We start from the raw sequence: 12,735 nt of genomic DNA, 5'->3' as shown, positions 1-12,735 counted from the left end.
GCGGGTATGTTGTCCAAACAGGTCCCGCTTGGCATCTATGAAAAAGCACTCCCTGCGGGGGAGTGCTGGCTGGAGCGGTTACAGCTGGCAAAACAGCTGGGCTTCGATTTTGTCGAAATGTCCGTGGATGAAACAGACGAGCGCCTCTCTCGTCTCGACTGGAGCCGTGAACAGCGGCTCGCACTGGTGAGCGCCATTGCTGAAACGGGCGTGCGCGTGCCGTCGATGTGCCTGAGCGCCCACCGCCGGTTCCCTCTCGGCAGTGAAGACGATGCTGTGCGCGCTCAGGGGCTGGAGATCATGCGTAAAGCCATTCGCTTTGCGCAGGACGTGGGTATCCGCGTGATCCAGCTGGCGGGATATGACGTTTACTATCAGGAAGCCAATGACGAAACGCGTCGCCGCTTCCGTGACGGCCTGAAAGAGAGCGTTGAGATGGCAAGCCGTGCACAGGTCACGCTGGCGATGGAGATCATGGACTACCCCCTGATGAACTCCATCAGTAAGGCGCTGGGCTACGCGCACTATCTCAATAATCCATGGTTCCAGCTTTATCCCGATATCGGCAATCTGTCGGCATGGGATAACGACGTGCAGATGGAGCTGCAGGCGGGCATCGGTCATATCGTGGCGGTGCACGTCAAAGATACCCGTCCAGGCGTATTCAAAAATGTTCCGTTCGGCACCGGGGTGGTGGATTTCGAACGGTGCTTTGAAACGCTCAAAAAGACTGGCTATTGCGGGCCTTACCTGATTGAGATGTGGAGCGAAACGTCAGCCGACCCGGCTGCCGAAGTCGTGAAAGCGCGGGACTGGGTGCGCGAACGTATGGCGCGGGCGGGATTGCTGGAGGCTGAACATGCTTAAGCTTAAACAGCAGGTCTTTGAAGCCAACATGGATCTGCCGCGCTATGGTCTGGTCACGTTTACCTGGGGCAACGTGAGCGCTATCGATCGCGAGCAAGGTCTGGTCGTGATCAAGCCGAGCGGTGTGGCGTATGACACCATGAAAGCAGACGATATGGTGGTGGTGGATCTCGACGGAAACGTCGTGGAGGGAAAATGGCGTCCCTCTTCTGATACGGCCACGCATCTGGCGCTGTATCGGCGTTATCCGTCCCTTGGCGGCGTGGTGCATACCCACTCCACGCACGCGACTGCCTGGGCACAGGCGGGGCTGCCCATACCGGCACTTGGAACGACGCATGCGGACTACTTCTTTGGCGACATTCCCTGCACGCGCGCATTAATGCAGGTTGAAGTGGAAGGCGAGTACGAGCTCAACACTGGGAAGGTCATCATCGAAACGTTGGGCGAAAGTGAACCGCTGCATACGCCGGGGATTGTGGTGTACCAGCACGGTCCGTTCGCCTGGGGTAAAGATGCTCACGACGCGGTACATAATGCCGTGGTGATGGAAGAGGTGGCCAAAATGGCGTGGATTGCCCGCGACATCAATCCACAGCTTCAGGGCATTGATGATTACCTGATGAACAAGCATTTTATGCGTAAGCACGGCCCGAATGCCTACTACGGGCAGAAGTGAATAAGTGCTCTGGAATACCAAAAACAGTTGTAACCGGTGGTATTCCGGAGCCATTCACAAAAAAAAGCCCCCGGGCAGGGGGCAAGTCAAACTATGGCTATGTTCTCTTTGTTGGCTTTCCTGGTGCTAGCGTTAAAGCGTTATCGGTAAATATCTGCACTGGCGTGCATGTTGCCGTTGCTGCCGGGCTCACGGGTTAACATCACGTGATAATAGGTTGCACCCTGGGCATCGGTTTCTTCATTGAGTGCCTGATCTGCTTCACTTTCCGTGGCGAAATTATGATTGATATAGATTACGCCTAAGCTTTGCACATCATCCATATTTCTGGCCTGTCGGCCGTCTATCTTGATGGCTGCCATTGCGTTTGCACTGAGCAAAAGCGCAGCCAGTACGGTAATTGCGATTTTTTTCATGATATGCGCTCCACGACTGCGTGCTGTGTGACGGTTTGTCCTTCTCCTTCAGTGTTGGATGGGCTCTGATTAAAGTGTAATCGCTTATCGCTGCGCGATGAGTGACCATTTCTGATGGTGTTGTTCAAAAAAACAACGCTTCTCGGTGTGATGAATTTTAAATCACCGACTTAGACCCGCTTCGCGCTTTGTGCGAATTATTTGTGCAATCAGCTTGAGTTTCCAGGGGCGCGCAAGTATTATGACGCGTCAATTTTTCAGCCGACCTTTAACACGTTCCTTGCCTCCCCGGGCCTCGGCTGACCCAGACAGGAGGCTGAATAATCCGTAAGGAGCAATTCGATGCGTCATTACGAAATCGTTTTTATGGTCCATCCTGACCAGAGCGAACAGGTTCCGGGTATGATCGAGCGTTACTCTGCTGCCATCACTGGTGCAGAAGGTACGATCCACCGTCTGGAAGACTGGGGCCGCCGTCAGCTGGCTTACCCGATCAACAAACTGCACAAAGCACACTACGTTCTGATGAACGTTGAAGCGCCGCAGGAAGTGATCGATGAGCTGGAAACTACCTTCCGCTTCAACGATGCCGTTATCCGCAGCATGGTTATGCGTACCAAAAACGCAGTTACCGAAGCATCTCCGATGGTTAAAGCGAAAGACGAGCGCCGTGAGCGTCGCGATGATTTCGCAAACGAAACCGCAGATGATTCTGATGCTGGGGATTCTGAAGAGTAATTTCTGATGACCAACCGTCTGGCGTTGTCCGGCATCGTATGCAGGGCTCCCCTTCGAAAGGTCAGTCCATCAGGAATTCCGCATTGCCAGTTCGTGCTTGAGCATCGTTCTGTGCAAGAGGAAGCCGGGTTTCACCGGCAGGCGTGGTGCCAAATGCCCGTTATTATTAGCGGACACGAAAACCAGGCCATTACTCACAGTTTAACGGTCGGTAGCGCAGTAATCGTTCAGGGGTTCATCTCTTGCCACAAGGCAAAGAACGGCCTGAGCAAAATGGTTCTGCATGCCGAGCAGATTGATTTGATAGATTCTGGAGACTAGCCATATGGCACGTTATTTCCGTCGTCGCAAGTTCTGCCGTTTCACCGCGGAAGGCGTTCAAGAGATCGACTATAAAGATATCGCAACGCTGAAAAACTACATCACCGAAAGCGGTAAGATTGTCCCAAGCCGTATCACCGGTACTCGTGCAAAATACCAGCGTCAGCTGGCTCGCGCTATCAAACGCGCTCGCTACCTGTCCCTGCTGCCGTACACTGATCGTCATCAGTAATCGGGCACGGTCCATTAATACGACTTTAAGAGGATAAGGTAATGCAAGTTATTCTGCTTGATAAAGTAGCAAACCTGGGCAGCCTGGGTGATCAGGTTAACGTTAAAGCGGGTTACGCACGTAACTTCCTGGTTCCACAGGGTAAAGCTGTTCCAGCTACTAAGAAAAACGTTGAGTTTTTCGAAGCACGTCGCGCTGAACTGGAAGCCAAACTGGCTGACGTTCTGGCGGCTGCTAACGCTCGCGCTGAAGCAATCAACGCACTGGGCACTGTTACCATCGCGTCTAAAGCTGGCGACGAAGGTAAACTGTTCGGTTCCATCGGTACCCGCGATATCGCTGATGCAGTAACTGCTGCAGGCGTTAAAGTGGCTAAGAGCGAAGTTCGTCTGCCGAACGGCGTTCTGCGTACCACTGGTGAGCACGAAGTTGACTTCCAGGTTCACAGCGAAGTGTTCGCTAAACTGGTTGTTAACGTAGTAGCTGAGTAATTTTTTACTCTGCTCACGTCGAAGCGCCGGCCTTGTGCCGGCGTTTTGCTTTTCTGGGGGACCAGAATTCATCATTTCTTCTTGTATGGTAGCTATTCCTGTCGCATTCTCTGATAATAAATTGAAACGCAATTTTATTTATGAGATTTGTCATGGATACCGCTCTGCCCACGCCTGTCTTTGCTCGCCGAAATGTGGCCTATGCCTGCGCCACGCTCTGCTGTCTGCTCTGGGGTAGCTCCTACCCGGCCATTAAAAGTGGTTATGAGCTTTTCCAGATTGCAACCGATGATATTCCATCGAAAGTGGTGTTTGCCGGATACCGGTTCCTGTTTGCCGGTGTGTTGCTGCTGCTGTTTGCATTGGCCCAGCGAAAACCGATTGGCAGGCTTACGCCCACGCAGTTTGGCCAGCTCACCATCCTCGGTCTGACCCAGACGACTATCCAGTACACTTTCTTCTATATAGGCCTGGCCTACACGACGGGGGTGAATGGTTCCATCATGAACGCCACAGGAACCTTCTTCAGCGTGCTGTTGGCGCACTTTATCTACCACAACGACAAGCTGAGCTATAACAAAACGCTGGGCTGTATTCTCGGGTTTGCCGGGGTGATGTTGGTGAACTTCCACAGCGGGTTAAGCGATTTTCAGTTTGTCTGGAATGGTGACGGATTTGTGGTGCTGGCTGCTTTTATTCTCTCCGCTGCCACGCTTTACGGAAAACGCATCTCCCAGTCCGTCGATCCCACGGTGATGACCGGCTGGCAGCTGGCTATCGGTGGACTGGTATTGGTGGGGGGAGGGTATGCAACAGGCGGAACGCTGGAAGTGCACAGTATGAAGGCTCTCGCCGTGCTGGGGTATCTGACGCTGCTCTCATCCGTCGCCTTTGCGCTGTGGAGCGTGCTGCTGAAAGTTAACCGCGTCAGTATGATTGCGCCGTTTAACTTCGTTGTGCCGGTGGCAGGCACAGTCTTATCCGCCATTTTCCTCGGGGAAAATATTCTGGATATCAAATATGCGATTGCGCTGGTATTGGTCTGTTCGGGGATCTGGTGGGTGAATAAGCGGAGTGCCTGAGAACAGTGTGCCGGGTGGCGGCTACGCCTTACCCGGCCTACAGAACTAGCGTGCGCGAATAAAACTGCCGTCGGTCTGACGGGTAAACAGCACCTGCTGGCCATTACCGGTATCGATCGTCAGGCCGGTCACCACGCCGCTGGCGTTCTGGCGGATCTGCACCATCTGTCCATTTTGCAGGTTGCTCAGCGGCTTGCCTGCGCCCTCCACCTGCGCCATAGCATAGACATCCGTAGCAGGCAGGTTGTGGTCGCGGAACAGCTGCGCGAGCGTTTTACCCGGCTCAACGCGATAGGAACGCCACTGCTGCTCAATGCCTGTCGGTTGCTGAACCTGTGGCGCAGCGGCCTGCTGCTGCGGTTGTTCTTCCTGAACGGGTTCAGGCTCTACAGGTGCGACCTGGCCCGGATCGTTGGATGGCGTCACCAGCTGCGTCTGCATGGGCTGTGCGTCCGGCTGCGGTCGCGTTTGCGACTGGATATCCAGCTGCGCATTGCGGGTCACCGGCGCGGTATCAACGTCGTCGCCGCCAGAAGGAAGCAGGAAGCCCACGATCACCAGCAGCGCGCCAATGATAATGCCTCTGCGGTGCATAGGGGGCAGCGGGTCCATAATGCGAAAATTGTCTGGCGCCTGCCAGATTTTCGCCAGGGTAGGTTTCAGTTCAAATCGCCCGGGCATGGCTCTCCTCCTGCTCCGCGTCTTTTTTATCCTGTCCTGAGAAGTGTAGTTTGCTAACTGCCTGATGGGCGTAACAAAGCCAGCTTTCGTGACACATATTTGGGAAAATCCTGACTGGCTCTATTGTTTCTGTTTCGCCGCAGTTTGTCACCTTTACTTAAGACAAAGTTTTACCCATAAGGGCATGGCTGATATGCTGCCCGCTACTTTAAATGTGATGGAAGGAAAACCCATGACCACCCCGACTTTTGACACTATCGAAGCGCAGGCAAGCTACGGCATCGGCTTGCAGGTAGGACAGCAGCTGAGCGAATCCGGCCTGGAAGGTCTGTTACCGGAAGCGCTGGTGGCGGGTATCGCTGACGCGCTGGAAGGCAATCATCCGGCTGTTCCGGTTGACGTGGTGCACCGCGCGCTGCGTGAAATTCACGAACGTGCTGACGCCGTGCGTCGCGCGCGCTTCGAAGAGATGGCAGCAGAAGGCGTGAAATACCTGGAAGAGAACCGCGAGCGCGAAGGCGTGAACAGCACCGAATCGGGCCTGCAGTTCCGCGTGATCAACCAGGGTGACGGCGCGATCCCGGCACGCACCGACCACGTTCGCGTTCACTACACCGGTAAACTGATTGACGGTACCGTGTTCGACAGCTCTGTTGCGCGCGGCGAACCGGCTGAATTCCCGGTTAACGGCGTTATCGCGGGCTGGATCGAAGCGCTGACCCTGATGCCAGTTGGCTCCAAATGGGAACTGACCATTCCTCAGAACCTGGCCTATGGCGAGCGTGGCGCGGGTGCGTCCATTCCGCCATTCAGCACCCTGGTCTTTGAAGTCGAGCTGCTGGAAATCCTGTAATCGGCTTTTCTTATTTCCTCTCTCCGTCCGGGGAGAGGAAAATAGTGATAAAACCTATAGTTACGACGTAATCAACATTTTATCTTGCAAACGAAACTGTTGCGTGTATTTTTGTGAGCTGTTTCGCGCTGTATGAGTGATATGACACTCACTTTCAACATATTATTAACATAATATTCAAATCATAGTATTCATCCCGCCGATTCTTACCTAATATCGATTAGCCCTTACAAGGGACCGTCATTCTTTGACGTATTTAAAGGCCAGAAGAGCCTTAACAACACAGACAGGCATAAACAGGAAAATATCACATGGTAGATCAGGTCAAAGTCGTCGCCGACGAAGAGGCGTCGTCTGAACAGTCGCTACGGCGCAATCTCACAAACCGTCATATTCAGCTTATCGCTATCGGGGGGGCCATCGGTACCGGGCTGTTTATGGGGTCAGGCAAAACCATCAGTCTTGCCGGGCCGTCGATCATCTTCGTTTATATGATCATCGGTTTTATGCTTTTCTTCGTGATGCGCGCAATGGGTGAATTGCTGCTCTCGAATCTCGAATACAAATCTTTCAGCGACTTTGCTTCCGACCTTCTGGGGCCATGGGCGGGCTATTTTACCGGCTGGACCTACTGGTTCTGCTGGGTTGTCACCGGTATGGCTGACGTTGTGGCCATCACGGCGTACGCGCAATTCTGGTTCCCCGGCCTCTCGGACTGGGTGGCTTCGCTGGCGGTGATTGTCCTGCTGCTGAGCCTGAACCTCGCGACCGTGAAAATGTTCGGCGAGATGGAGTTCTGGTTCGCGATGATCAAAATCGTCGCTATCGTGGGGCTGATTGTTGTGGGCCTGGTGATGGTGCTGACGCACTTCCAGTCGCCAACCGGCGTTCAGGCATCATTTACCCATCTGTGGAATGACGGCGGCTGGTTCCCGAAAGGCCTTAGCGGCTTCTTTGCGGGCTTCCAGATAGCGGTGTTTGCGTTTGTCGGGATTGAGCTGGTGGGTACCACGGCTGCGGAAACCAAAGATCCGGAGAAATCCCTGCCGCGCGCCATTAACTCCATTCCGGTGCGTATCATCATGTTCTACGTCTTCGCGCTGATCGTGATTATGTCCGTGACGCCGTGGAGTTCGGTGGTGCCAACCAAGAGCCCGTTCGTTGAGCTGTTCGTGCTGGTGGGTCTGCCTGCTGCTGCGAGCCTGATTAACTTCGTGGTGCTGACCTCAGCGGCTTCATCTGCAAACAGCGGCGTGTTCTCCACCAGCCGTATGCTGTTTGGTCTGGCGCAGGAGGGCGTTGCCCCGAGCGCGTTTGCCAGGCTGTCTAAACGTGCAGTACCGGCGAAAGGGCTGACCTTCTCCTGCATCTGCCTGCTGGGCGGTGTGGTGATGCTGTACGTCAACCCGAGCGTGATTGGCGCGTTCACCATGATTACCACGGTCTCTGCGATCCTGTTTATGTTCGTCTGGACCATCATCCTGTGCTCGTACCTGGCGTACCGCAAACAGCGTCCACACCTGCATGAGAAATCGATCTACAAGATGCCGCTGGGCAAGCTGATGTGCTGGGTATGCATGGCGTTCTTCGTCTTCGTGCTGGTGTTGCTGACGCTGGAAGATGATACCCGTCAGGCGCTGATCGTCACGCCGCTGTGGTTTATCGCGCTGGGGCTGGGCTGGATGTTTATCGGTAAGAAACGGATGGCTGGCGTAAGGTAAAAGCAAAACGGCAACTTCGGTTGCCGTTTTTAGTTTTTGCACCCTCTCCCCATGGGAGAGGGCCGGGGTGAGGGCGTCAGGCCGCAGCGGCCTTTTTTATTCCCCGGCCAACGCCCGCGGGAACAGCACGTTATTCTCAAGACTGATGTGTTCCATCAGGTCGTCGATCATCTCGTTAATGCCGTTGTACATCGCTTTCCAGGTCGTACACGCTTCTGGCGGCGGCGTGACGTTGTGGGTGGTGTGCTTGATCACGTCCAGCAGTTCGCCCGCGTCATCATGCTCGCTTTCCATCACGCTGATAGGCCCCATCGCCTGGCTGCCCATGCCCTGTTTAATCATCGGGAAGAGGATCTGCTCTTCTTTCAACATGTGGCTGGACAGCTCTTCGTGCAGCATGGTCAGGTATTTTGCCAGACCGCGCGGTACGGAAGGTTTATCGGCATGAACGCGTTCAACTTTGGTCGCCTGTAAAATCAGCTCCGGCAGCTGCTCGCGGTGACGATCGTGGTAACGCACAATGATATGGTCGATGATTTCCGCGAGCGGTGCGGTGCGCCAGTCTTTATCGATGGGCTGCTCGGCCAGCTGTGCCAGCTCGGCTTCAATCTCTTCGACATCCAGCTCTTTACGCGACGCTGCGCGCGCCAGCGTTTGCTTACCGCCGCAGCAGTAATCCATATCGTATTTACGAAACAGCGCAGAAGCGCGAGGGATGGAGAGCGCCAGCTCGCCCAGGGGTTGGTCGCGGAAGGCCATAGCAGTTACCTCGTCATGAATAATATAAGATGCATATTAAATGCATCTTTATGGAGAGGCTATAACCCTTTAGAGGGAAGGGAGAGAATGAGATGTGGATCACAAAAAAAATGTCTCTTTTAACTCCCTGAATGAACATAAGAAAGTGCTTTAGAAAGTTTTTAAAGGTGTAGAAACAGTAAACAACGCGCCGAGCCTGCCGATAGATACACGTCAGACAATACCTGCATATAAAAAAGGCAACGCATGTTTAAACGTATAAAAGTCATTACCCTTCTGATTTCGGTGCTGCTTGTGCTCGGCATCATGCAGCTGATCTCTGCCGGCATTTTCATCAATGCGCTGAATAATGATAAAGAGAACTTCACCGTTTCTCAGCTTTCCAGCCAAAACGTCGCGGAATTTACCGATGCCTGGATCAGCCTGAACCAGGCGCGCGTGACGCTGAACCGCGGCATGCTGCGCCTGCAAAGCAGCATGGCGTCGCAGATTAACGGCGGTCAGCTGAACGAACTGGTGAACACCGCGAAAAACCTGCTGGCCGATGCCCAGGCGCATTACGATAAATACTACGCGCTGCCGGAAACCCCGGGTCTGGATGAGAAACTGGCCGATCGGCTGGAGGAGCAGTACCGCATATATTCCGCCACGCTGACACAAATGAACGTTTTGCTGGGCCAGGGCAATCTGGAAGATATGTTTAAACAGAACGCCGAGCAGAAGCAGACGGCGATGCAAAAGGTCTACCGCGAGTGGCGTGAGGCGCAGGCCGCGCTCACTAATAAAGGCATTCAGGATAACGAAAGCGACTATAAGCGCATCCTGTGGATCCTTTCTGCCGTCATGATTCTCGTCATTGCGGTGATTATCTCCAGCTGGATTGCGATGCGTCGCGTGCTGCTGCTGCCTCTGGAGGACGTCATCAACCATATCCGCGCCATTGCTGCGGGGGATTTGACCCAACCGATTCAGGCTGACGGTAAAAATGAGATGGCGATCCTGGCCCGCAACGTACAGGAGATGCAAACGTCGCTGGCGAACACCGTGGGCGTGGTGCGTGAAGGCGCAGACACCATTTACACCGGCGCGGGCGAAATCTCTGCGGGCAGCAACGATCTCTCTTCCCGTACCGAGCAGCAGGCCGCGTCTCTGGAAGAGACCGCTGCCAGCATGGAACAGCTGACCGCCACCGTGAAGCAGAACGCCGATAACGCGCGTCAGGCTTCCCGGCTGGCGCTGGATGCCTCCTCAACCGCGAAGAAGGGCGGTAACGTGGTGGAAGGCGTGGTGCGTACGATGGACGAGATCGCCACCAGCTCAAGCAAAATTGCGCAAATTACTAACGTGATCGACGGTATTGCCTTCCAGACCAACATTCTGGCGCTGAACGCGGCGGTGGAAGCGGCCCGTGCAGGCGAGCAGGGCCGTGGCTTTGCGGTGGTGGCAGGGGAAGTGCGTACCCTTGCCCAGCGCAGCGCTCAGGCGGCGAAAGAGATTAAGGCGCTGATCGACGATTCCGGCGAGCGCGTAAATGCGGGTTCTCAGCTGGTGAACGAAGCGGGCGCGACGATGGCAGAGATCGTCAATGCGGTTACCCGCGTCACCGACATCATGGGCGAAATTGCCTCGGCCTCTGACGAGCAGAGCCGCGGTATCGATCAGGTCGGTCAGGCGGTGGCGGAGATGGACCGCGTCACCCAGCAGAACGCCTCGCTGGTGGAAGAGTCTGCGGCGGCCGCGGCGGCGCTGGAAGATCAGGCCGCGCGCCTGAACGACGCGGTGGCGGTGTTTAAAATTACCCGCAATCAGGCGGTCAAAGCCGCGCCGGTAAAGAGCTATGTACCAAAAGCGCAGCCGGTAGCGGCTGCGTCTGAAGCGAACTGGGAAACGTTTTAACATCATGCCGGGTGGCGCTGGCGCTTACCCGGCCTACGAAACGGCTCCTTGTAGGCCGGGTAAGGCGGAGCCGCCACCCGGCAAATATCACCCCTCCGACGCCGGAACGACCCTCGGTTTTTCCGGCTTCGCTCTCACCGCAATCACCACCCCAACGACCAGCAGCGCGATCCCGCAGGCCGTTAGCAGCGGCGGCACGCTCTGACGCATCAGGAAGGTATAGAGCAGCCCTGCCAGCGTCTCAAAGACAATCAGCGGCCCCAGTATCACCGTCGGCAGCTTCTGGCTGGCAATGTTCCAGCACAGCGCGCCCACCCACGAACAGAGCACGGCAATGGCGACCATTAACCCGACGAATACCCACGGGCGCGGTCCGAAGGGCAGGGTAAATGCCGGTTGCTGGCTACCCAGCCAGACACACGCGCCCACATAGCCTAGCAACGAGACAGGGAGGGTGACCAGCGCCTGCGCCGTCGCCCACATCATCGGATGTTTATCCGGGTTTTCCCGCAGCCAGCGTGCGTTGCGCAGGGCATACCAGGCCCAACAGACAACCGAGATAAACGCCAGAAAGATCCCTGAACCGTAACGCCACAAGCTGAAGTTTTCGAGGCCGTGGCGAAGCTCGGCAATATTCACGCACACCAGGCCCACGGCAATGCAGACCAGCGCCGGCGCCATTTTTGACCACGCCAGTTTGCCGTCACGCTGGCTGTAAAGCAGGTTCGCGAAAACCGGGATGACCACCGGCAGCGTGCCGATAATCATGGTCGACACCGGCGCACCGGTGCGCTGAATGGCGCTCGCCAGACAGACGTAGTAGATCAGATTACCCATCATGGTCAGCGCCAGCGCGGTGAGCCAGTCCTGGCGGCCCAGCTGACGCAGACGCGCACGCCCCAGCCACGCCAGCGGCACGGCAATCAGCCCCAGCGCCAGATAACGCCCCGTGGACTGCAGTATCGCCGGGTATTCCGGCACTATCAGCGGGCCGACAAAAATCAGCCCCCACATCAAACCTGCAAGCAGGGCATACAACACGCCGCTAATCATTTTTCCATCCACATTGATTTACTTTGCACTCAGTGTAGGAGGGCAAAATACGTGCGTATTGTATGAGATTGCGCATTAGCGCTGCGCAACCTGCTTTTGATAGCGCACCGGCGTAATGCCGTAGCGGCGTGTAAAGGCGCGGGTCAGATGCGACTGGTCGGTCAGCCCGGTTGCGGCAGCCACTTCGGCGGCAGGCATGCCGTGGGTGAGAAACGCCTTGGCGCGCCAGAGGCGGATCGCCATCAGCATTTGATGCGGCGTGATGTGAAAATGGGCCTTGAACTGGCGCTGGAAATGGTACGGACTGAGCGAGACAACGTTTGCCAGCTCGTCCAGCGTCAGAGGGTGCATATAGTTATCGTGCAGATACTCGCGAACGCGTTCGAACCGGTGTGCGCCTTCCTGAATCACCGGCGCGTGATGGGCTAACGGTCGGAACGTCTCAATCAGATCCAGCAGCATTCCTTTTTGTGCCAGCGGGTCGTTCGTATGCCACAGGCCGTAAATCAGCTGGCCGATTTGCAGCGAGCGCTGCGGGTCGTAGCGGGTGACGTCGCTAAACCACCAGTGGCGCAGGCCGGTGACTTCTTCCAGCAGATCGGGTTCGATATAGACCATCCGGTAGCGCCAGCCGCCCTCGGTGGCGGATTCGCCGGTGTGGATCTCGTCCGGGTTCATGGTAACGACGGATTTCTCCGCCGCGAGATGCTGGCTGCCGCGATAGCGAAAGCGTTCGGCGCCCGTTTCAATGGTGCCAATGCCGAAGGCTTCGTGCGTGTGAGGCTCAAAGGCGTAGTCAGAGATATGTGCGTGATAGAGTTCCAGGCCCGGCAGCTGCGCCAGATGGCGAAAGCGCGCGCTGTCTCTCTCATCAATGAACTGTTCCGGTACGCCTTGCACGGTGAGCCTCCTAGTGGGTCATCGCTTCATTATCAGAGATGACCCG

At 55.7% G+C, this 12,735-nt stretch carries 15 protein-coding genes; 10 read left to right on the top strand and 5 right to left on the bottom strand.

The window, feature by feature from the left end; translation table 11 throughout:
* Positions 1-6: 6 nt before the first annotated feature.
* Both KK102_RS17655 and KK102_RS17650 read left to right on the top strand, forming a co-directional pair.
* The gene (locus KK102_RS17655; protein WP_216358130.1) at positions 7-867 is read left to right on the top strand and encodes an L-ribulose-5-phosphate 3-epimerase; all 861 of its coding nucleotides are present in this window, start codon (positions 7-9) and stop codon (positions 865-867) included.
* On the top strand, positions 860-1,546 hold the full coding sequence (locus KK102_RS17650; RefSeq protein ID WP_216358129.1) for an L-ribulose-5-phosphate 4-epimerase: 687 nt from the start codon (positions 860-862) through the stop codon (positions 1,544-1,546). Before KK102_RS17655 ends, KK102_RS17650 begins: the two co-directional genes overlap by 8 nt.
* A gap of 140 nt (positions 1,547-1,686) precedes the next feature.
* On the opposite strand, the gene yjfY is transcribed toward KK102_RS17650, so the two are convergent.
* Positions 1,687-1,962: a DUF1471 family protein YjfY gene (gene yjfY, locus KK102_RS17645; RefSeq protein ID WP_126545633.1), complete on the bottom strand. Its 276-nt coding sequence runs from the start codon at positions 1,960-1,962 to the stop codon at positions 1,687-1,689.
* Positions 1,963-2,304: 342 nt separating this feature from the next.
* Here yjfY and rpsF point away from each other — a divergent pair, with 342 nt between their 5' ends.
* The 5 genes from rpsF (at position 2,305) to KK102_RS17620 (ending at position 4,826) form a co-directional block, all read left to right on the top strand.
* Positions 2,305-2,700 carry a 30S ribosomal protein S6 gene (gene rpsF, locus KK102_RS17640; protein ID WP_014068637.1) on the top strand — a complete coding sequence of 132 codons (396 nt, stop codon included), beginning with the start codon at positions 2,305-2,307 and terminating at the stop codon, positions 2,698-2,700.
* A gap of 6 nt (positions 2,701-2,706) precedes the next feature.
* Positions 2,707-3,021, top strand: a complete 315-nt coding sequence (gene priB, locus KK102_RS17635) for a primosomal replication protein N (protein WP_008502895.1) — start codon at positions 2,707-2,709, stop codon at positions 3,019-3,021.
* 4 nt (positions 3,022-3,025) lie between these two features.
* Positions 3,026-3,253: a 30S ribosomal protein S18 gene (gene rpsR / locus KK102_RS17630; protein WP_000135199.1), complete on the top strand. Its 228-nt coding sequence runs from the start codon at positions 3,026-3,028 to the stop codon at positions 3,251-3,253.
* A 41-nt stretch (positions 3,254-3,294) separates the two neighbouring features.
* Complete coding sequence (gene rplI, locus KK102_RS17625) at positions 3,295-3,744, top strand: 50S ribosomal protein L9 (RefSeq protein ID WP_003856039.1); 450 nt, start codon at positions 3,295-3,297, stop codon at positions 3,742-3,744.
* 152 nt (positions 3,745-3,896) lie between these two features.
* Positions 3,897-4,826: a DMT family transporter gene (locus KK102_RS17620; protein ID WP_216358128.1), complete on the top strand. Its 930-nt coding sequence runs from the start codon at positions 3,897-3,899 to the stop codon at positions 4,824-4,826.
* A 45-nt stretch (positions 4,827-4,871) separates the two neighbouring features.
* Here the strand turns inward: KK102_RS17620 and KK102_RS17615 are convergent, their stop codons facing one another.
* Entirely contained in the window at positions 4,872-5,507 is a 636-nt protein-coding gene (locus KK102_RS17615) for a LysM-like peptidoglycan-binding domain-containing protein (protein ID WP_216358127.1), read from the bottom strand.
* 232 nt (positions 5,508-5,739) lie between these two features.
* Between KK102_RS17615 and fklB the strand changes: the two genes are divergently transcribed.
* The gene (gene fklB / locus KK102_RS17610) at positions 5,740-6,360 is read left to right on the top strand and encodes a BamJ family beta-barrel-assembly machinery protein (protein WP_172411118.1); all 621 of its coding nucleotides are present in this window, start codon (positions 5,740-5,742) and stop codon (positions 6,358-6,360) included.
* 311 nt (positions 6,361-6,671) lie between these two features.
* The gene (cycA, locus tag KK102_RS17605; protein ID WP_126545630.1) at positions 6,672-8,081 is read left to right on the top strand and encodes a D-serine/D-alanine/glycine transporter; all 1,410 of its coding nucleotides are present in this window, start codon (positions 6,672-6,674) and stop codon (positions 8,079-8,081) included.
* A gap of 96 nt (positions 8,082-8,177) precedes the next feature.
* On the opposite strand, the gene ytfE is transcribed toward cycA, so the two are convergent.
* On the bottom strand, positions 8,178-8,840 hold the full coding sequence (ytfE, locus tag KK102_RS17600) for an iron-sulfur cluster repair protein YtfE (protein WP_216358126.1): 663 nt from the start codon (positions 8,838-8,840) through the stop codon (positions 8,178-8,180).
* 246 nt (positions 8,841-9,086) lie between these two features.
* Here ytfE and KK102_RS17595 point away from each other — a divergent pair, with 246 nt between their 5' ends.
* Positions 9,087-10,736, top strand: coding sequence for a methyl-accepting chemotaxis protein (locus KK102_RS17595; protein WP_216358125.1), 1,650 nt, complete (start codon positions 9,087-9,089; stop codon positions 10,734-10,736).
* Between the two features lie 87 nt (positions 10,737-10,823).
* On the opposite strand, the gene KK102_RS17590 is transcribed toward KK102_RS17595, so the two are convergent.
* Together KK102_RS17590 and KK102_RS17585 are read right to left on the bottom strand one after the other, a co-directional pair.
* Positions 10,824-11,789 carry a DMT family transporter gene (locus KK102_RS17590; RefSeq protein WP_216358157.1) on the bottom strand — a complete coding sequence of 322 codons (966 nt, stop codon included), beginning with the start codon at positions 11,787-11,789 and terminating at the stop codon, positions 10,824-10,826.
* A 75-nt stretch (positions 11,790-11,864) separates the two neighbouring features.
* Positions 11,865-12,689, bottom strand: a complete 825-nt coding sequence (locus KK102_RS17585) for an AraC family transcriptional regulator (protein WP_126545627.1) — start codon at positions 12,687-12,689, stop codon at positions 11,865-11,867.
* Positions 12,690-12,735: the final 46 nt, after the last annotated feature.

The organism is Enterobacter quasimori (genome assembly GCF_018597345.1).
Lineage (GTDB): Bacteria > Pseudomonadota > Gammaproteobacteria > Enterobacterales > Enterobacteriaceae > Enterobacter > Enterobacter mori.
The sequence above is the reverse complement of the archived record's forward strand: the minus strand, read 5'-3'. Positions and strand labels throughout refer to the sequence as shown.